At 71.4% G+C, this 19748-nt stretch carries 15 protein-coding genes, 3 pseudogenes and 1 riboswitch; of the genes and pseudogenes, 9 read left to right on the top strand and 9 right to left on the bottom strand.

Going from position 1 to position 19748, the window contains the following annotated elements:
• Positions 1 to 119: 119 nt before the first annotated feature.
• The 4 genes from groL to thrC form a co-directional block, all read right to left on the bottom strand.
• A complete protein-coding gene (gene groL / locus ACFYYH_RS26510; protein WP_388555785.1) occupies positions 120 to 1742 on the bottom strand; it encodes a chaperonin GroEL in 1623 nt (540 codons plus the stop codon).
• A gap of 558 nt (positions 1743 to 2300) precedes the next feature.
• Positions 2301 to 2504: a cold-shock protein gene (locus ACFYYH_RS26505; RefSeq protein WP_005315736.1), complete on the bottom strand. Its 204-nt coding sequence runs from the start codon at positions 2502 to 2504 to the stop codon at positions 2301 to 2303.
• 366 nt (positions 2505 to 2870) lie between these two features.
• Positions 2871 to 3146, bottom strand: a complete 276-nt coding sequence (locus ACFYYH_RS26500; RefSeq protein ID WP_365972430.1) for a ubiquitin-like small modifier protein 1 — start codon at positions 3144 to 3146, stop codon at positions 2871 to 2873.
• A 41-nt stretch (positions 3147 to 3187) separates the two neighbouring features.
• Positions 3188 to 4474, bottom strand: coding sequence for a threonine synthase (gene thrC, locus ACFYYH_RS26495; RefSeq protein WP_388555782.1), 1287 nt, complete (start codon positions 4472 to 4474; stop codon positions 3188 to 3190).
• Between the two features lie 17 nt (positions 4475 to 4491).
• A riboswitch (SAM riboswitch) is annotated at positions 4492 to 4619 on the bottom strand.
• A gap of 188 nt (positions 4620 to 4807) precedes the next feature.
• On the opposite strand from thrC, the gene ACFYYH_RS26490 reads away from it, so the two are divergent.
• The 3 genes from ACFYYH_RS26490 (at position 4808) to ACFYYH_RS26480 (ending at position 7849) form a co-directional block, all read left to right on the top strand.
• Positions 4808 to 5866, top strand: coding sequence for a glucosyl-3-phosphoglycerate synthase (locus ACFYYH_RS26490; protein WP_388555779.1), 1059 nt, complete (start codon positions 4808 to 4810; stop codon positions 5864 to 5866).
• A 38-nt stretch (positions 5867 to 5904) separates the two neighbouring features.
• Positions 5905 to 6231: a hypothetical protein gene (locus tag ACFYYH_RS26485; RefSeq protein WP_388555777.1), complete on the top strand. Its 327-nt coding sequence runs from the start codon at positions 5905 to 5907 to the stop codon at positions 6229 to 6231.
• A gap of 148 nt (positions 6232 to 6379) precedes the next feature.
• Positions 6380 to 7849 carry a trehalose-6-phosphate synthase gene (locus ACFYYH_RS26480; RefSeq protein WP_388555775.1) on the top strand — a complete coding sequence of 490 codons (1470 nt, stop codon included), beginning with the start codon at positions 6380 to 6382 and terminating at the stop codon, positions 7847 to 7849.
• Positions 7850 to 7970: 121 nt separating this feature from the next.
• Here the strand turns inward: ACFYYH_RS26480 and otsB are convergent, their stop codons facing one another.
• From otsB to ACFYYH_RS26465, 3 genes are all read right to left on the bottom strand, one after another.
• Positions 7971 to 8834: a trehalose-phosphatase gene (gene otsB / locus ACFYYH_RS26475; RefSeq protein WP_388555772.1), complete on the bottom strand. Its 864-nt coding sequence runs from the start codon at positions 8832 to 8834 to the stop codon at positions 7971 to 7973.
• A gap of 206 nt (positions 8835 to 9040) precedes the next feature.
• A complete protein-coding gene (locus ACFYYH_RS26470) occupies positions 9041 to 9355 on the bottom strand; it encodes a DUF3263 domain-containing protein (protein WP_388555770.1) in 315 nt (104 codons plus the stop codon).
• Positions 9356 to 9365: 10 nt separating this feature from the next.
• Positions 9366 to 10586 carry an extracellular solute-binding protein gene (locus ACFYYH_RS26465; protein ID WP_388555767.1) on the bottom strand — a complete coding sequence of 407 codons (1221 nt, stop codon included), beginning with the start codon at positions 10584 to 10586 and terminating at the stop codon, positions 9366 to 9368.
• 363 nt (positions 10587 to 10949) lie between these two features.
• Between ACFYYH_RS26465 and ACFYYH_RS26460 the strand changes: the two are divergent.
• The 5 genes and pseudogenes from ACFYYH_RS26460 to ACFYYH_RS26440 form a co-directional block, all read left to right on the top strand.
• A pseudogene (locus tag ACFYYH_RS26460) lies at positions 10950 to 11825 on the top strand (ROK family protein); the annotation flags it as partial.
• A 254-nt stretch (positions 11826 to 12079) separates the two neighbouring features.
• Positions 12080 to 13234, top strand: a complete 1155-nt coding sequence (gene nagA / locus ACFYYH_RS26455) for an N-acetylglucosamine-6-phosphate deacetylase (RefSeq protein WP_388555764.1) — start codon at positions 12080 to 12082, stop codon at positions 13232 to 13234.
• A 200-nt stretch (positions 13235 to 13434) separates the two neighbouring features.
• A pseudogene (locus tag ACFYYH_RS26450) lies at positions 13435 to 13623 on the top strand (PfkB family carbohydrate kinase); the annotation flags it as partial.
• Positions 13624 to 13968: 345 nt separating this feature from the next.
• Positions 13969 to 14667, top strand: a pseudogene (locus ACFYYH_RS26445) (1-phosphofructokinase family hexose kinase); the annotation flags it as partial.
• Between the two features lie 61 nt (positions 14668 to 14728).
• Positions 14729 to 15589, top strand: coding sequence for a ketose-bisphosphate aldolase (locus ACFYYH_RS26440; RefSeq protein WP_388555761.1), 861 nt, complete (start codon positions 14729 to 14731; stop codon positions 15587 to 15589).
• Here the strand turns inward: ACFYYH_RS26440 and ACFYYH_RS26435 are convergent.
• Positions 15570 to 16583 (bottom strand): CBM35 domain-containing protein, encoded by a 1014-nt coding sequence (locus ACFYYH_RS26435; RefSeq protein ID WP_388555759.1) that lies wholly within the window; start codon positions 16581 to 16583, stop codon positions 15570 to 15572. The two genes, ACFYYH_RS26440 and ACFYYH_RS26435, sit on opposite strands and share 20 nt — an antisense overlap.
• A gap of 222 nt (positions 16584 to 16805) precedes the next feature.
• Positions 16806 to 18521, bottom strand: a complete 1716-nt coding sequence (gene cdgB, locus ACFYYH_RS26430; protein WP_388555756.1) for a diguanylate cyclase CdgB — start codon at positions 18519 to 18521, stop codon at positions 16806 to 16808.
• Between the two features lie 625 nt (positions 18522 to 19146).
• On the opposite strand from cdgB, the gene ACFYYH_RS26425 reads away from it, so the two are divergent.
• Positions 19147 to 19734 carry a flavin reductase family protein gene (locus tag ACFYYH_RS26425; protein WP_388555852.1) on the top strand — a complete coding sequence of 196 codons (588 nt, stop codon included), beginning with the start codon at positions 19147 to 19149 and terminating at the stop codon, positions 19732 to 19734.
• Positions 19735 to 19748 lie beyond the last annotated feature (14 nt).

Genomic DNA, 19748 nt, shown 5'->3' with positions numbered 1-19748 from the left:
GGGTACCGGGCCCGGAAACGCCCGAGGGCGGCACCCCCTGTGGGGTACCGCCCTCGGTCAGGACCGGGTCCGGGGCGCCGGGCTCGGTGAGCCGTCGGCCTCGGCAGAGCCGTGAAGGCTCAGAAGTCCATGTCACCGCCCGGCATGCCGCCCGGAGCGGCCGCGCCGGCCTTCTCCGGCTTGTCGGCGATGACGGCCTCGGTGGTCAGGAACAGCGCGGCGATGGAGGCCGCGTTCTGGAGCGCGGAACGCGTCACCTTCGCCGGGTCGATGATGCCCTCGGCGATCATGTCGACGTACTCGCCGGTCGCGGCGTTCAGACCGTGGCCGACCGTCAGGTTGCGGACCTTCTCGACGACGACGCCGCCCTCAAGACCACCGTTGACGGCGATCTGCTTGAGCGGGGCCTCCAGCGCGAGCTTGACGGCCTGCGCACCGGTCGCCTCGTCGCCCTCCAGCTCCAGCTTCTCGAAGACCGAGGACGCCTGGAGCAGAGCCACGCCGCCACCGGCGACGATGCCCTCCTCGACGGCGGCCTTGGCGTTGCGCACCGCGTCCTCGATGCGGTGCTTGCGCTCCTTCAGCTCGACCTCGGTCGCGGCACCGGCCTTGATGACGGCCACGCCGCCGGCCAGCTTCGCCAGGCGCTCCTGGAGCTTCTCGCGGTCGTAGTCCGAGTCGCTGTTCTCGATCTCGGCGCGGATCTGGTTGACCCGACCGGCGACCTGGTCGCTGTCACCGGCACCGTCGACGATGGTGGTCTCGTCCTTGGTGATGACGACCTTGCGGGCGCGGCCCAGCAGGTCCAGGCCGGCGTTCTCCAGCTTGAGGCCGACCTCCTCGGAGATGACCGTGCCGCCGGTGAGGATGGCGATGTCGTTGAGCATCGCCTTGCGGCGGTCACCGAAGCCCGGGGCCTTGACGGCGACGGACTTGAAGGTGCCACGGATCTTGTTGACGACCAGGGTCGACAGCGCCTCGCCCTCGACGTCCTCCGCGATGATCAGCAGGGGCTTGCCCGACTGCATGACCTTCTCCAGCAGCGGAAGGAGGTCCTTCACGTTGCTGATCTTGGAGTTGACGATCAGGAGGTACGGGTCGTCCAGGGACGCCTCCATACGCTCCATGTCGGTGGCGAAGTACGCCGAGATGTAGCCCTTGTCGAAGCGCATGCCCTCCGTCAGCTCAAGCTCCAGACCGAAGGTCTGGGACTCCTCGACGGTGATGACGCCTTCCTTGCCGACCTTGTCCATGGCCTCGGCGATGAGCTCGCCGATCTGGGTGTCGGCGGCGGAGATGGAGGCGGTCGAAGCGATCTGCTCCTTGGTCTCCACGTCCTTGGCCTGCTCCAGCAGGGCACCGGAGACGGCCTCGACGGCCTTCTCGATACCGCGCTTGAGGGCCATCGGGTTGGCACCGGCGGCCACGTTGCGCAGGCCCTCGCGGACGAGCGCCTGGGCGAGCACGGTCGCGGTGGTCGTTCCGTCACCGGCGACGTCGTCCGTCTTCTTGGCGACTTCCTTGACCAGCTCGGCGCCGATCTTCTCGTACGGGTCCTCGAGCTCGATCTCCTTGGCGATGGACACACCATCGTTGGTGATCGTGGGGGCGCCCCACTTCTTCTCGAGGACGACGTTGCGACCCTTGGGGCCAAGGGTGACCTTGACGGCGTCGGCGAGCTGGTTCATCCCGCGCTCGAGACCGCGCCGTGCCTCCTCGTCGAACGCGATGATCTTGGCCATGTGAAGTGGTCCTCCCGGACTGGGGTGGATTGCTCCGGACCGCGCTGGCGCCCGCGACGGACGGCCTGAGAGCCGTGCGGTTCCTTGCCCCACCGGCTCTTCGGGCCTCACCGACCCGGTCCTTAAGTTGTCACTCTCACTCGCAGAGTGCTAACGCCAATGATTAGCACTCGACCCCTGCGAGTGCAACCTTGCGCGGCCTTCTCACCCCCCGCGAACCCACGGGTGAACACCTTCGCGACCCCTCACGGGTCCCTGGGTGAACGTCTTCGCGACGGGAGGCGGGCGCGTGGATGAACGTCTCCACGACGCCGGAAGGGGCCCGGCGGCGGTGGCGGGGGCGCGGCCCGGCGGGCACGGCCTCACGGACGTACGGGCGCACCTCGGCGCGCGGCACCCACGCGGGCGCCACCTCACGGACGCGCGGCCCCGGCGCACGCCGAACGCACCGCGCGCCGAACGCACCGCGCGGACAACGCACGAGGGGTCCGTATCCCATCTCTGGGATACGGACCCCTCGGCGTGAGCTGAGTGCGTCGGTGGCCGATCGCGCCGGGATCAGACGGCGAGCTTGACCATGTCCGCCTGCGGACCCTTCTGGCCCTGCGAGATCTCGAACTCCACTCGCTGACCTTCTTCAAGGGTGCGGTAACCGTCCATCTGGATCGCGCTGTAGTGGACGAAAACATCCGCACCACCGTCGACCGCGATGAAGCCGTATCCCTTCTCCGCGTTGAACCACTTGACGGTGCCCTGAGCCATGCCTAACTCCCCTATTACTGGCCCTTCCAGGGGGCCACACTTCGCGCCGGAACGCGTCGACCGCGGCTGAATGTATCTGCCCAACTGCCCTCTGCAACAGGTCAATCGGACGAGAATTCTGGGCATGGCTGAACACGCATAGCGACGAATCCACTGCGTTCCCGGGCAAGTCGGGCCGGGCAAAGCGCACCTACCGCGCAAACAACACCACGACTTCGGCTCCATCTTGTCGCGTTCTCATACACGCGCGATCTGGGGAGCGGAGGGGCGTTCCCACACTCTATCGCGTTCAACCATAAAGAATGGCTCCCTCCGCTTCTCTTGCGGAGGGAGCCATACCAGTTACCGGATGCCGTCGTGCGAGGCTCAGCCTCCGGCGACCGCGGGAATGATCGAAACGCCGGCGCCGGCCGGGGTCGCGGTCTCCAGACCCTGCTCGAAACGGACGTCGTCGTCGTTCACATAGACATTCACGAACCGGCGCAACTTGCCCTGGTCGTCCAGGACACGCGCGGCGATACCGGGGTGGCTGGCCTCCAGCGACTGGATGACCTCGGAGAGGGTCGCCCCCTCGGCCGCGACCTCGGCCTTGCCGCCGGTGTACGTACGGAGAATGGTGGGGATGCGGACATTGACGCTCATAGTGGTGTTCTGCCTTCCGTCTTCCGTGACGTCCGTGGGGATCAGTGGGCCAGGCCCGCGTCGCGGAACGCGTCCAGGCTCGGGCGGATGGTGGCGGTCGGGCCCGTCGTCGGCGCCACCGCGTCCAGAGTCTTCAGTCCGTCACCCGTGTTGAGGACCACGGTCGTCAGCGCCGGGTCGAGCACACCGGCCTCGATCAGCTTCCTGGTCACACCGACGGTCACCCCGCCCGCGGTCTCCGCGAAGATGCCCTCGGTGCGCGCCAGCAGCTTGATCGCGTCGACGATCTGCTCGTCGTCCACGTCCTCGACCGCTCCCCCGGTGCGGCGGGCGATGTCCAGGACGTAGGGGCCGTCGGCCGGGTTGCCGATCGCCAGGGACTTGGCGATGGTGTCCGGCTTCACCGGCCGTACGACATCGTGCCCGGCCTTGAAGGCGGCGGAGACCGGCGAGCAGCCCTCGGCCTGGGCACCGAAGATCTTGTACGGGCGGTCCTCCACGAGCCCCAGCCTGATCAGCTCCTGAAGTCCCTTGTCGATCTTCGTGAGCTGCGATCCGGAGGCGATCGGGATGACGATCTGGTCGGGCAGCCGCCAGCCGAGCTGCTCACAGATCTCGTACGCGAGGGTCTTGGAGCCCTCGCCGTAGTACGGGCGGAGGTTGACGTTGACGAAGCCCCAGCCCTCGCCCAGCGGGTCGCCGATCAGCTCCGAGCAGAAACGGTTCACGTCGTCGTAGGTGCCCTCGATGCCGACGAGTTCACCGCCGTACACCGCCGCCATGACGACCTTGCCCTGCTCCAGGTCGTGCGGGATGAACACGCAGGAGCGGAAGCCGGCACGGGCCGCCGCGGCGCCGACCGCGCCCGCCAGATTGCCGGTGGAGGAGCAGGAGAGCGTGGTGAAGCCGAAGGCGCGGGCGGCCTCGACGGCAATCGCGACGACACGGTCCTTGAAGGAGTGCGTCGGATTGCCGGAGTCGTCCTTGATGTACAGGGAGCCGGTGACACCCAGTTCACGGGCGAGATTGTCGGCCTTGACCAGCTTGGTGAAACCGGGGTTGATGTTCGGCTTCGAGGCCACATCGGCGGGGACGGGCAGCAGCGGCGCGTACCGCCAGATGTTGTCCGGGCCGTCCGCGATGCGCTTCTTCAGCTCTTCGGGGGTGCCGCTCGGCAGGTCGTAGGCGACTTCGAGCGGCCCGAAACAGCTCGCACAGGCGAAAATGGGGCCGAGGTCGAAACGCTCTCCGCATTCGCGGCACGAGAGGGCGGCGGCGGGTCCGAGGTCGACGGTGTCGCTGGCGTGGTCGACAGTCTGCACAGCCATGATGGCGAGGCCCTTTCTCCTCATCTTCCTTACGACGCGTTTCGCCGCAAGACGGAATTGGCACCTTCCCCACCGTGACCTCGCGGTCGGCGGGAGGGTTGCCGGGACTTCAACGGGCCGTTCCCTCAGTCCCTCTGGATGAGCGCTATGGCGCCGGACCCTGGGTCCGGTGCGTTTTTTCACCTACCGACCCCGGCATGCGGTGGTCAGTCGTGTTGTTCAAGACTGTAACCGAAGGAGCGGACGGTTGAGATAGTGGTCCGCACCGCGAGATGGATCACGTTCGCCCGGTTCGCGGGCCGCGTCCGAGGATCACGTCAGGGAGTACCGACCGTGCTGGAAGAGGTGGAACGCTGGCTGACCAGGCGTTCCTGGTCAGCGGCCGACCGTACGCTCGACCGGCTCCTGGTGGCGAAGGCCGCGCGCGGCACCACCGTGAGCGTGGTGCTTCCGGCGCTCGACGAGGAGGCGACCGTCGGCGCGATCGTCTCCGTGATACGGCGCGAGCTGATGGAGCGGGCACCGCTCGTCGACGAGCTGGTGGTGATCGACTCCGGCTCCACCGACCGTACGGCGGAGGTCGCCGCGGCGGCGGGCGCGCGGGTGGTGCACCGGGACGCGATCCTGCCGCGGCTGCCCGCGCTGCCCGGCAAGGGCGAGGTGCTCTGGCGGTCACTGCTGGTGACGAGCGGCGATGTGGTGTGCTTCGTGGACGCCGATCTGCGGCACTTCTCGGCGGATTTCGTGTCGGGGACCGTGGGGCCGCTGCTCACGGACGCGGACGTGCACTTCGTGAAGGCGATGTACGACCGCCCGCTGCGGGAGGGCGGCCCCGACGGCGCCCGCGCGGACGCCACGAGCACGAACGGCGTGGGTACGGGCGGGGCGGATACGGGCGGGGCGGACGGCGCGGGCACCGGCGGCGCGGGCACCGGCGGGGTGAGCGGTCAGGGCGGACGGGTGACCGAACTGGTGGCGCGCCCGCTGCTCAATCTGCACTGGCCGCGGCTGGCCGGCTTCGTCCAGCCGCTGGGCGGGGAGTACGCGGCCCGGCGCTCGCTGCTGGAGCGGCTGCCGTTCCCCGTCGGGTACGGCGTGGAGCTGGGCCTGCTCGTGGACGCGCTGCACACGGTGGGCCTGGACGCGCTGGGACAGGTCGACGTGGGGGTGCGGCACCATCGCCACCAGGACGACCGGGCGCTGGGCCGGATGGCCGCGGCGATCTACCGTACGGCTCAACTGCGCCTGTCCCGGGGACACTTGGTCCGGCCGGAGCTGACACAGTTCGACCGGGGCGAGAACGGCTTCGTACCGCGCACCTACTCGGTGGACACGGAGGAACGGCCGCCGGTGCGGGAGATCGCGGAGTACACGTCCGGACGCGCGGCGTAACCACGGATCACCCTACGGATTGCCTACATTGCGCCCTTATGAGGGCAAAACATCTGATTATCTGCCGATTCGTCGGGGTGCTGGTCGGAACGCTGGTGCTGCTGGCGCCGGGGCAGGCATCGGCCATGACGTCCGCACCCCTCCAGGGACCCCCGCGCGCGCCGCTCCAGCCGGTGCTCCATCCCTCCATCCCCTTCCACGAGCTGTTCCACCAGCCCCCGCACGAGCCCCTGCCCGGGTCGCTTCCCGGGCAGCTCGCGGACACCGGAGGGGCCGCCGAACGGCTGTGGCTGCTGGGCGGCGTGGCGCTCGCGCTGACCGGCGCGGGAGCGGTGGCACTGGCCGCGACCCGTGGCCGCCGCTGAGGCGCGCGGGACGGCCGGCCGGTGGCCGGCCGGGGACCCGCCGGGCGCCCGGCCGCCGGGTGACCGCGCCGGTGACCGGCCCCTGACCGGGCGTAGGCCACACCGTCCGTACGTTTGAGCGTTTACATGACGGGCTAGGTTTCGGCACATGGTTACCGAGCCGCCCTCCCGGGCCCAGGTCCCCCCTGCCCCGGCCGTCTCCCGGGCCCAGGTCCTCGTCGCGTCCAACCGCGGCCCCGTCTCGTACACCGTGCGCGACGACGGCACGCTGACCTCCAAGCGCGGCGGCGGCGGTCTGGTGTCCGGCCTGTCGGCCATCGGCTCCGGCGCGGACGCCGTGTGGGTCTGCGCGGCGCTCGGGGACGGCGACCGCGAGGCGGTCCGGCGTACGGGCGGCCGGCTCGACCCGGCCGACACGGGCGGGCAGCGCGTGCGGATGCTGGGGATCGCGCCGGAGGTCTACTCGGACGCGTACAACGGCGTGGCCAACTCCACGCTCTGGTTCGTCCACCACCTGCTCTACCAGACCCCGCTGGAGCCGTCCTTCGGCCCGGAGTTCCGCCTCCAGTGGGCGTCGTACGAGGCTTACAACCGGGCCTTCGCGGAGGCGCTGGCGGACGAGGCCGCGGAGGGCGCGGCGGTCCTGGTGCAGGACTACCACCTGGCGCTGGTGCCCGGGATGCTCCGGGCGCTCCGCCCCGACCTGCGCATCGGGCACTTCTCGCACACGCCGTGGGCCCCGGTGGACTACTACCGCCTGCTGCCCGACGACATCGGCCGCCAGTTGCTGCGGGGCATCCTCGGCGCGGACCGCGCGGCTTTTCTGACCCGGCGCTGGGCGGACGCCTTCACGGCCTGCTGTACGGAGCTGCTGGGCGGGACGGGCAACACCAGGATCGGGGTGCACGGTCTGGGCTCGGACGCCGACTTCCTGCGGGAGCGCGCCCACCGCGCGGACGTGGACGAACGGATCGTCACCCTGCGCGAGCAGATCGGCCGTTCGACGAGCACGGGCGAGGTCCGGAAGACCATCGTCCGCGTGGACCGTACGGAACTGTCCAAGAACATCGTCCGCGGCCTGCTCTCCTACCGGCGGCTGCTGGCCGACCACCCGGAATGGCACGACCGGGTCGTCCATGTCGCCTTCGCCTACCCCTCCCGGCAGGACCTGGAGGTCTACCGCGACTACACCGCCGAGGTGCGCCGGGTGACCGACGCGATCAACGACGAGTTCGGCACGGAGGACTGGTCCCCGGTCGTGATGCACGTCCAGGACGACTTCGCCCGTTCCCTGGCCGCGTACCGGCTGGCCGACGTGGCCCTGGTCAATCCGATCCGCGACGGCATGAACCTGGTCGCGAAGGAGATCCCCGTCGTCTCGGAGCGCGGCTGCGCGCTGGTGCTCTCGCGGGAGGCGGGAGCGTACGAGGAGATGGGCGAGGACGCGCTGGGGGTGAACCCGTACGACATCAGCGCCACGGCGAAGGCCCTCCACGAGGCGCTGAGCATGCCGCTCGACGAGCGTACGGAACGCGCCAAGCGGCTGGCCGCGGCGGCGACGGCGCTGCCGCCGCAGCAGTGGTTCCTGGACCAGCTCACCGCGCTGCGCGCGCTCTGAGGCACCGGCCCCCGGGGCGCCGGCCCCCGGGGCACCGGCTTCCGGGGCATCGGCCGCCGAGGGACCGACCCGCCGACCGCCGGACCCGGGAGGTCGGGCGGCGGCGTCGGTCCGGAGGCCGTCAGTCCTGGGGCCGCGCGTCCAGGGCCTGGGCCAGTGCCGCCAGGAAGTCCACCACCGCGGCGGGGCCCGGGAGCCGGAGATCGGCCCGGTCCGCGAGTTCGGGAACCTCCGAGCCGCTGCACACCAGCAGGCCCGGGTGACCGTCGGAGCGGAGTTTCTCGACCGCCCCGAAGGCGGGCAGGTCGCCCAGGTCGTCGCCCGCGTAGAGGACGGCCCCGCCGCCCACCTCGCGCACGTACTCCAGCAGCGCCGCGCCCTTGTCCACGCCGGGCGGGCGCAGCTCCAGGACCATTCGGCCCGGTTCGACGATCAGTCCGTGGCGGGCGGCGAGTTCGCCCAGCGGCTCGCGCAGGGCCTCGAAGGCGGCCTGGGGGTCGGTGGAGCGGCGGGTGTGGACCGCGACCGCCTGGCCCTTCTCCTCTATCCAGGTGCCGTGCCAGGCGTCGAACCGGTCCAGGAATCCGGGGAGTTCGGCGCGGACGGCCGCGACGCCCTCGTGCGGGGCGGGAGCGCGGACCGTCCCGCTGACGGCGTCCCAGCGCTCGGCGCCGTAGTGTCCGAGCACCACGAGATGCTCCAGACCGGGCACCCCGGCGAAGCCGCCGTAGCGGACGGCGACGCCGGCGGGCCGGCCGGTGACCACCGCGACGGACGCGACATGCGGCGCGAGGGCGGCCAGGGCGGTGACGGCGCGCGGATGGGCGCGGGCCTGGTCGGGGTCGGGGACGATCTCGGCGAGGGTGCCGTCGAAGTCGAGGGCGACGACGGCTTCGCCCGGCCGGGCGAGAAGCGCGGCCAGGCCGTCGGCGCCGGCGGGAGTGGTCGGTTCCGGAAGGGGGACGGGGTACGGGTTGCTGCCCATACCCCGACCCTATCGGCGTACCCGCCCCGACGGTCCGGAACCGATCGTTCCGATGCCCCGCGCACCCGCCCGGACCGCCGCGACGAGGCCACACGCGGCAAGGCCGCTCGCGAGGGGTCCGCCACGAGGGATCCGCCACGACAGGTCCACCACGGGGGATCCGCCACGACAGGTCCACCACGAGGGGTCCGCCACGGCGGCGGCGGTCAGCGGCTCTCGCGGCGCGCGTTCCTGACCCGGCGCAGTCTGTTCACCGTCACCGCGTCGTGCTCCGCCGCGCGCGGATCGTCCAGCAGCGCGCCCAGCAACTGGTAGTAGCGGGTCGGTGAGATGCCGAGCTGCTCCCTGATCGCGCGCTCCTTGGCACCGGGGCCCGGCCAGCCGCGCCGCTCGAAGGCGAGCACGGCGCGGTCCCGTTCGGACAGCCCGGCGGCGCCGCGCGGCTCACCGGAGCCGCCCGCCCCGGTGTCGGGGCCGGCGGGACCGGTGGCTTCGGCGGGGTCGGGTGTGGGCGCGCTCATACCCGTGACGCTACTCGGCGACCTCCGCGGCCGTCGCGTCCCGGGCTATCCGCCCGAGGATGGCCGCCGGGTTGCCGCCGGGCGCGACCGCCTCGCCGATGTGGTCCTTGATGTCCTGGCTGACGCCTCCCCAGGACTTCTTGCCGGACGGATACAGCTCGGCGGTGGGCAGCACCTTCTGGAAGGTGCTCAGCTCCTTGAAGCCCGCGTCCGCCGCCATCGCGTCATTGGCGCTGTAGGTGACCGGCAGCAGGTCGTACTGCCCGACGAAGTCGAGGACGTTCTTGTCCTCGTAGACATAGTCCAGGAACGTGCCGATCTCCTTGGCGTGGCCGTTCTGCCGGAAGGCCATCATCCAGTCGGCCACGCCCATCGACGGCTTGTCCTTGCCGTCGAAGCCGGGCAGCGGCAGCATCCCGACGTCGATGCCCGCCTGCCGCGCGTCGAGCAGCAGCGTGGGATGGCCGTTGAGCATGCCGACCTGGCCGCTGGTGAACGCCTTGAACGCGGTGGTCCTGTCGAGTTTCGACGGGGCGATCGGACCGGTCAGGCCCTCTCCCACGAGGTTCTTCTTGAGCCACTCGAAGGTCTTGATGTTCTGGTCCGAGTCGATGTCGTACGAGTCGTCGGCGTTGTCGATATAGCCGCCCCCGCCGCTCAGCAGCCACATCATGGTCTCGCCCTGCGCCTCCTCGGAGCCCAGCGGAAGCGCGATCGGAGTCGTCACCCCCGCCGCCTTGAGCGCGCGGGCGTCGGACTCGATGTCGTCCCAGTCCTTGGGCGCGCTCACACCGGCCTGGGCGAAGAGCTTCTTGTTGTAGAAGAGCAGCCGGGCGGAGGCGATGAAGGGCAGTCCGTACTGAATGCGATTGACCTTGCCCGCGTCCGCGAGCTGGGACAGGAAGTTCGCCTGTGTGGGTACGGAGACCACTTCGTCCACGGTGTAGAGCTTGTCCTGCTTGGCGTAGTCGGCGTAGGAGCCGATCTGCGCCATGTCGGGAGCCTTGCCCCGCTTGACCATGTCCGCGACGTCCTGGTCGACGGTCTTCCAGGAGCGGACATCGACATCGATCTTGATGCCGGGGTGTTCGGACTCGAAATTCCTGGCCACCTCGGCCCAGTATTTGTCGGATCTGTTGGACGATCCATTGCCGTAGTCGGCGGCGACGAGTCTGAGGGTGACGTCCCCCGAACCCGCCGTGCTGCCACAGCCGGCCAGCGCCATTGTCATACCAAGTGCGGCTATCGCCGCCGTCGCTCCCCGAAAGCGCTGCTGCACAGCTCTGTTCCGCCTCTGTTCTTCAGTGTCGTTCGGCGTTCTTCGGTGTTCGCCGGTGATGCTTCAGTGCCGCTTCGATGCTCTTATGAATCTGTGATTTTCCCCTATCCGGAGGTTTACGGTCCATGTAAGGCCGGTTTCGCTTCGGCAACGTCTGGCCCAAGAGCCCGCGCGGATCCCCTCGCCCTCCGCCGGGGATCCGCCGTTTGTATGGACACGCAACAATCCAGGACAGTGGACTAGACCTTTCATGGGTCCACGCGCGAGACTGTCTCTGTGAGACACGTCATCGCCCTGGATGTGGGCGGCACCGGTATGAAGGCCGCCCTGGTCGGGGCGGACGGCGCCCTGCTGTACGAAGTGCGGCGGGCGACCGGCAGAGAGCGCGGCCCCGACGCCGTCGTGGAGACCATCCTCGGATTCGCGGCCGAACTGCGCGCCTACGGCGCCGAGCACTTCGGCGAGAGCGCCGTGGCGGCGGGGGTCGCCGTCCCCGGGATCGTCGACGCCGAACGCGGTGTCGCGGTGTACGCCGCCAACCTCGGCTGGCGTGACGTACCGATGCGTGAGCTGCTCGCCGAGCGGCTCGGGGGCGTACCCGTCGCGCTCGGGCACGACGTGAGGACCGGCGGTCTCGCCGAGGGACGGCTCGGCGCCGGCCGGGGCGCCGACCGGTTCATGTTCATACCGCTGGGCACCGGGATCGCCGGGGCCATCGGCATCGGCGGCGTGATCGAGGCCGGCGCCCACGGCTACGCGGGCGAGATCGGCCATGTCGTGGTCCGTCCCGACGGCCCCGAGTGCGGCTGCGGGCAGCGCGGCTGTCTGGAGACGCTCGCCTCGGCGGCGGCCGTGAGCCGCGCCTGGGCTGCGGCGAGCGGCGATCCCGGGGCGGACGCCGCCGACTGCGCCAAGGCCGTGGAGTCCGGCGACCCCGAGGCGGTACGGGTCTGGCTCGACGCGGTCGACGCGCTCGCGGCGGGACTGGTCACCGCGCTCACCCTGCTCGACCCCCGCACGCTGATCATCGGCGGCGGTCTGGCCGAGGCCGGGGAAACGCTGTTCACGCCGTTGCGGGCGGCGGTCGAGGAGCGCGTGACGTTCCAGAAGCTGCCCGAGATCGTGCCGGCGGCCCTCGGGGACACCGCCGGATGCCTGGGCGCGGGACTGCTGGCCTGGGACCTGCTGGCCCGGACCGGGTCCACCGCCCCGGGCAGCGAAGCGGCACCCGTCACCACGGCATCACCCGCCACCGAAGCGTCACCCATCACCACAGCACCCCCTGCCACCGAAGCGTCGCCCATCACCACAGCACCTGTCACCACAGCACCTGTCACAGCGTCACCCGTCACCGATGCACCGTCCGTCACCGATGCACCGCCCGCGACCGGATCCCGTGTCGCCCATCCCCCCACCGATCCACTCGCCCCGGAGGTAAGCGCCTGATGGCCGCACGCGCCGAAAGCACCGTTCTCACCGGGGCCAGGGTCGTACTGCCCACCGGAACCGTCGAGGGCGGGCGGGTGATCGTCGAGGGCCGCCGGATCGTGGGCGCCGCCCCGGACGACGCCACCACCCTCGATCTGCCGGGCCACTGGCTGGTCCCCGGCTTCGTGGACATGCACAACCACGGCGGCGGGGGTGCCTCCTTCACCTCGGGCTCCGTGGACGACGTCCTCACCGGCATCCGTACGCACCGCGAGCACGGCACCACCACGCTCGTCGCCTCCACCGTCACCGGTGAGATGGACTTCCTCGCCCAGCGCGCGAGCATCCTCTCCGAACTGGTCGAGCAGGGCGATCTCGCGGGCATCCACTTCGAGGGACCGTTCATCTCCCCCTGCCGCAAGGGCGCCCACAGCGAGGCGCTGCTGCGCGACCCCGACCCGTCCGAGGTGCGCAAACTGCTCGACGCGGCGCGCGGCACGGCACGGATGGTGACGCTCGCCACCGAACTGCCCGGCGGTATCGAGTCCGTACGGCTGCTGGCCGAGCACGGCGTGATCGCCGCGATCGGGCACACGGACGCCACGTACGAGCAGACCGTGGAGGCCATCGACGCGGGCGCGACCGTCGCGACGCATCTCTTCAACGCGATGCCGCCGCTCGGGCACCGCGCGCCGGGTCCGATCGCCGCGCTGCTGGAGGACGAGCGGGTCACCGTCGAGCTGATCAACGACGGTACCCATCTGCACCCCGCCGCCCTGGAGCTGGCCTTCCACCGCGCGGGCGGGAACCGGGTCGCCTTCATCACGGACGCGATGGACGCGGCCGGCTTCGGCGACGGGCTCTACCAGCTCGGCCCGCTCGCGGTGGAGGTCAAGGAGGGGGTCGCACGGCTGGTGGAGGGCGGCTCCATCGCGGGTTCCACGCTGACACTGGACACGGCGTTCCAGCGGGCCGCGACCGTGGACCGGCTGCCGGTCGAGGACATCGTCCGGGCCGTCTCCGCCAACCCGGCGAAACTGCTGGGGCTGGACGACCGGGTCGGCTCGCTGGAGCCGGGCAAGGACGCCGACCTGGTGGTCCTGGACGCCGGCTTCGCGGTCAAGGGCGTGCTGCACAAGGGCACATGGGTGGTCGACCCGCGCGTCGGATGAGTGCGGCGCAGGCGTCGGCAAGCCCTTGCGAGCAGGGGCGGGCCCGGAGGAAAGCGGTCGGTCCGAAGTCTGGGCCAACCGCTTTCTTTTTGACATGATCGCTGCGTCAAATCGGTCGCTCGGTCGCCTCATCGGTCGCGCGTGCGCATACCCCGGGAGTGACGGTGATCCTGACGGTGACCCTCAACACCGCGCTGGACATCACCTACCGCACCCCCGCGCTCGTCCCGCACACCACGCACCGCGTCGGCGAGGTCGTCGAACGCCCCGGCGGCAAGGGCCTCAATGTCGCGCGGGTGCTGGCGGCGCTGGGCCACGAGACGGTGGTGACGGGGTTCGCGGGCGGCCGTACGGGTGATGTCCTGCGCGAGCTGCTGGCGACCACACCACTCTCCGCACGGCCCGGCGCGGGCGGCGGCCCGGGACACGGCGGCCCCGGCGGACACGGCACGCACGACGGCCCCGGCGGACCGGGGAGCCGTCCGGGACGCGGCGCGCCGAGGAGCGGTACGGGCGGTACGGGCCCCGTGCCCCGGCACGGCCCCGCCGAGGGACCGCGTGCGCGCCCGGGACACGGCCCCGGCGCCGCGCCGGGCGCCCCGGGCGGCGGGGAGAGCGGGGCCGGCAGGCCCGGCGGCGGCCCGGCCCACCGGCCCGGCGGGCGGTACGGACACCGGCCGGGCCCCGGCGCGGAACGCCGCTACGGCGCCGGACCCGGCCACGGCGCGACCCGCCCCGTGGACGCGCTCGTACCGATCGCCGGATCCACCCGCCGCACGATCGCCGTCGTGGACGGGACGAGCGGTGACACCACCCAGTTCAACGAGCCGGGACCGACCGTCTCGCCCGCCGAGTGGAACACCTTCCTCCGGATGTACGAGCGGCTGCTCACCGGGGCCGGGGCCGTCGCCCTCTGCGGCAGCCTGCCGCCGGGCATCCATGTCGGCGCCTACGCCGAGCTGATCCGCCGGGCCCGGAGCGCGGGCGTGCCCGTGCTGCTGGACACCAGCGGCGAGCCGCTGCGCCGGGGCGTCGCCGCCCGCCCCGACCTGGTCAAGCCGAACGCCGCCGAACTCGCCGGGCTCACCGGCTCCCGCGAACCGCTGGACGCCGCCCAGGACGCCAGACGCCGTGGAGCCCACGCGGTCGTCGCCTCGCTCGGCCCCGACGGCATCCTCGCGGCCACCCCGGACGGCGTCTGGCGGGCGGCGCCGCCCGTACCGGTGAGGGGCAACCCCACGGGCGCGGGCGACTCCGCCGTGGCCGGACTGCTCTCCGGGCTGGTCGAGCGGCTCCCGTGGCCGGCCCGGCTGAGCCGCGCGGTGGCCCTCGCCACGGCGACGGTGCTGGCCCCGGCGGCGGGCGAGTTCGACACCGGGGCGTACGAGGAACTCCTGCCGCGCGTCACGGTGACGGAGCGACCGCCCGCGTAGCAGGCCGCCCGCGCAGCAAGCACATCGGGCCGGACGGACGGCCCGGGGAACCGGGGAGCACATGCCACTCGTCAGCACCGGCGAACTCGTCACGGCCGCCGCGGCCCGGGGCCACGGGATCGCCGCCTTCAATGTGATCACCCTGGAACACGCGGAGGCGATCGCCGAGGGCGCCGAGCGGGCCGGCGCCCCCGCCATCCTCCAGTTGTCGGAGAACGCGGTGAGGTTCCACGGCGGACGGCCGGGACCCGTCGCCGCCGCCGCGGCGGCCGTCGCCCGCGCCTCCCGCGTACCGCTCGCGCTCCACCTCGACCATGTCGAGTCGGAGGACCTGCTGCGGCAGGCGCCCGGAGCGGGCTTCAGTTCGGTGATGTTCGACGCGTCGAGGCGGCCGTACGCGGAGAACCTCAAGGCCACGGCCGACGCCGTGCGCCGGGGCCACGCCGACGGGATCTGGGTCGAGGCCGAGCTGGGCGCGGTGGGCGGCAAGGACGGTGAACCGCCGCTCGGCGCGCACGCGCCGGGTGTCCGTACGGACCCGGCCGAGGCGGTGGTCTATGTCGCGGAGACCGGTGTCGACGCGCTGGCGGTCGCGGTCGGCTCCTCCCACGCGATGACCCGGCGCACGGCGGTGCTCGACCACGCCCTGATCGGGGCCCTGCGCGCGGCCGTCCCCGTACCGCTCGTCCTGCACGGCTCCTCGGGCGTGCCCGACGAGGAGATCCGCCGGGCGATCGCGGCCGGCATGGTCAAGATCAATGTCGGTACGGCCCTCAACACGGCCTTCACCGGCGCCGTACGGGAGTATCTCGCGGCCCGTCCGTCGACCATGGACCCCCGGAAATACCTCGTCCCGGCTCGCGAGGCGATGGCCGGGACGGTGGCGGGGTTCCTGCGGGTGATCAGTTCTTCGGCGGCGTGACTTCCAGCCAGTCGAGGATGGCGTCGCACTGGTTGCCCTGCTCGCAGGAGATCTTGATGGTGTTCTGACCCGACTGGAGCTCGACCGGCGCCCAGGTGGTCTGCCAGTTCTTCTCCCAGTTGGGATCACTGGAATTGATGAAGTTCTTCAGACCGATCGGATTGGAGTTCGCCTTGCCGTTGACGGTCAGGGTCGCGTTCGCGTCCTTGGCCGGGATGGCGTAGCGCACCGAGAGCGCGTACGAACCGGCCTTCTCGATGTCGGCGGTCCAGGTCACGGAGGCGCCGACGGCGTTGAAGCCCGTCACGTACGAGCCGTTCGTGCCCTCGGCTCCCTTGATGTCCGTGGCCAGGGCGGCCGGCGGCCCGAGCTTGAGGGTGGCCGCGTCCTGCTTGGGGAGCTGGATGCCCTCGGCGGGCTTCTCGGACGCGCCGTCGCTCGGCCGGTCGGCGGGCTGCTCGGAGGCGGGGGCCGACGCGCCGCCCGACGGGGCCGCCTCGTCGCCCTCGTCGTCGCCGCTGGAGAGCAGGGCGACTGTGATGGCGATCACGACCACCACGACCACCGCGATCGCGCCGATCAGCAGTCCCCGGGTGTTGGGGCCGCCGCGTCCGCCGCCGTGCTGGGCGGGCACCTGACGGGTGGCCGGGCCGCCGGAGTGGGTGTCGGGGGCCGTGTGCGGGGCGTTCGGCTGCTGGCCGTAGGGCGCCTGGCCGTACCCGGCCTGCTGGCCGTACTGCGGCTGCTGGCCATAGGCCTGCTGCTGACCGTAGGCCTGCTGCGGCGGGACCTGTGGCTGTCCGTACTGGCGCTCGCCGACCGTTCTGACCTGGTTGTACGACGTCCTGGGCACGCCCGGCTGCGCGGCGGGACCAGGGTAGCCGTAGCCGCCCTGGCGCCGCTGATTGCCGCCCTGCGCCTGTCCGTCCTCGTACAGATAGCCGAACGGATCGTCGTCTTCGGGCGTGCTCGCGCCGTTGTTCCCGGCCGTCATCCCTGAGTCACTCCTTACCATCTCGCCAGCGTCGCCGACCGGCCGAGCCTACCTCGAATGAGCAAGCCTATGGACGGCTCTTGACCGTGGACTGCCACTGTGCGACCCCTGGGTGAACAACGCGTCGCAGCCGTGTCCCAGCCCTGTCCCGGTTGTGCGCCCGACGGCTCCCGGACACCGGACGGACTCCGGGATCCGGCTCGTCCCCGACCGCGCACGGGGCTATCCGGCCCGCCGGTGGACCGTCTTGCGGGAGCGCTTCTCGACATACATCCGCTGGTCGGCGGATTGCAGGACTTCCTCCACGGACATCCCGCACGCCGCCCAGCTGATGCCGAAGCTCGCACCGACCCTGACCGCGCGTCCGTCGACCCTGATCGGCGGAATGATCGCGTTCCGCAGCCGTACGGCGAGGTCCGCGGCGTCCGCCGAGCCCAGGCCGTCCGCGAGGACGACGAATTCGTCACCCCCGAGCCGGGCCACCGTATCGCCGTCCCGCACCCCGGTGGTCAGCCGGTGCGCGACCTCGATCAGTACCGCGTCACCGGTGTTGTGGCCGAAGCGGTCGTTGATGGACTTGAAACCGTCGAGGTCGCAGAAGAGGACCGCGAGGCCCTTCGTCCCGTCGTCGCTCTCGCCGTCGCCGGTGGGCGCGGCCATGTGCACATGGTGGTCGAAGGCGCCGGCCGGGCCGGGGACGCCGTGCGCTCGGCCGCCGCGTCCGGCCTGCTCCTCGTACCCGTCGTAACCGTCATAGCCGTCGTACGCGTCGTACCCGGGCTCGTACAGGACCGTGCCCTCGTACCCGCCGTACGCCGCGTCCAGGGCCTCGACCGCGGTCTCGCGCAGGGCGTGGGGGCGCGAACAGAGCCGGGAGCTGAGCCGGGAGCGCAGCTCGGCGCTGTTCGGCAGGCCGGTGAGCGAGTCGTGCGAGGCCCGGTGGGCGAGCTGGAGCTCGCGGCTCTTGCGCTCCTCGATGTCCTCGACATGGGTGAGCAGGAACCGGGGGCCGTCCGCGGTGTCCGCCACCACGGAGTTGCGCAGGGAGACCCAGACATAGCTGCCGTCGCGGCGGGTGAGCCGCAGCTCGGCCCGGCCGCCCTCGGCGGAGGTGCGCAGCAGCGTCCCGATGTCCTCGGGGTGGACGAGATCGGCGAAGGAGTGGCGGCGCATCGCGGAGGCCGGGCGGCCCAGCAGCCGGCACAGGGCGTCGTTGGTCCGCAGCAGCCGCCCGTGCTGGTCCCCGCCCATCTCGGCGATGGCCATACCGCTGGGCGCGTACTCGAATGCCTGACGGAAGGATTCCTCGCTGGCCCGGAGCGCCTGCTGCTCGCGTTCGAGCCGTACGAGGGCGCGCTGCATGTTTGCTCGCAGCCGGGCGTTGCTGATCGCAATGGCGGCCTGCGACGCGTACATCTGGAGGGCTTCCTGCCCCCAGGGCCCGGGACGGCGGCCACCGCGCGGCCGGTCGACCGAGATGACACCGAGCAGCTCCCTGCCGCCTCCCGACCCGTACATCGGGGCGTAGAGACGGTCCTGGGGGTGCCACTCGTCCTCGAAGCGGGGATCGGGGCCCTCGGTGTACCACTGGGGGACGTCGTCCTCCAGCAGCACCCAGCCCTCGGTGTGCGGTATGAAACGCAGGTCGCCCCAGCTCTCACCCATCGCGAGCCGGCGCTCCCAGGAACCGCGGGAGCCGACCCGGCCGGTGATCAGTGCCTCGGCCGCGGCGCTTCCGGAGAAGGCGGCGACGACGAGATCACCGTCGGCCTGGACGACATTGACGCACGCCAGCTCGTAACCGAGTCCTTTGACGACGCCGTCCGCGACGGTCTGGAGGGTGTCCGCCAGGCTGCGGGCGGTGTTGAGTTCGGCGACGGCCTGGTGCAACTGCCGCAGGGTCGCAAGACGGACATACGGCTCCGACTCGGTCTCCATTGCTCGCTCTCCCCGAGACCTCGACAGCAACTCCTGGGTTCTCATCGGCTCTCGTGTTGCCTTCTCGTCGCCACTGAATCACAGCGAGCTGTGCGCCCGGTACACAGGGTCAGCAAATATTGCACTCTGTGACTCAAGTCACATCATCTGAAGAATGGGAGGAGCGCCTGCTGAAAGCGCTCCCTGGCTTTCTTGAACGCAAATCGGGGTGAGCGGATCGGGGTGACCTGTCACGGCACCGACGGGTAGGGAAGACCGGGGTCGGGCGCTTTGTGAGGCCCGGGAGCCGGTCGGGGGTCGGGGCCCAGGAGGCCGTCCTCCGAAGATCTTACGACGTGCTCCGCGCTTCCGGGGGCCCTCCGGACGATCGGTACTGCCAGGACCCCGGCCCCGTCCGGTCGGCCAGGGCCTAGGACCGGTCCTGGTCCGCAGGCCCGATGCGGGCGGGCGGCGGCGCGGTTAGCGTTCGGCCGTGTCCCAGTTCCAGACGACCCAGTTCCAGACGACCCAGTTCCGGACGAGCGCGTCCGAGCCGGCCGCGGCCGCGGCGGCGACTGCCTCCGGGGCGGCCGAATCCGAGCCGGCCGAGTCCGAGTCCGCCGCGGCCGAGTCCGCCGCGGCCGGGGTGGGCGGGGCGGCCGGGAGCCCGGCGGCCCCCGTTCGCCGCGCCGAGGCCATCCCCCATGCTGAGGGGGTGAGCAACGACGAGTTCCGCGCCGCCCTGTCGCGGCTGGCCGCGGGCGTGGTGCTGGTGACCGCGCACGAACCTCCCCTGAGTGCGACGGAGGGCCCGCGCGGCGAGGACGCCGGGATGACGGCGACGGCCTTCATGTCCGTGTCCCTGGAACCGCCGCTGGTCCTGGTCAGCGTCCGCAACGGCTCCCGCATGGACGACCTGCTCGCCGAACAGCCCCTGTGGGCGGCCTCCCTGCTGACGGAGAGCCAGCGGCACATCGCGGGCCGGTTCGCGATGAAGGGCCGTATCAGCGACCGGCTGCTCTTCGAGGACATCCCGTACCGGCGCGGAGAGGTGAGCGGCGCCCTCTTGATCGGCGGCTCACTGGCGACCCTGGAGTGCCGCACGGAACAGCGGGTGGAGGCGGGCGACCACACGCTGGTCATCGGCCGGGTACTGGCGGCCGAGCTGCCGAGCGCGGAGGGCGGCCCGCTGATGTACTTCAAGGGCCGCTACCGACTGCTCGGACAGAACTGAGGGCCGCCTGTCCG

This window comes from Streptomyces sp. NPDC002018 (assembly GCF_042890865.1).
GTDB lineage: Bacteria > Actinomycetota > Actinomycetes > Streptomycetales > Streptomycetaceae > Streptomyces.
Note: the sequence above shows the minus strand (reverse complement) of the source record. Positions and strands in the feature narration are given on the sequence as shown.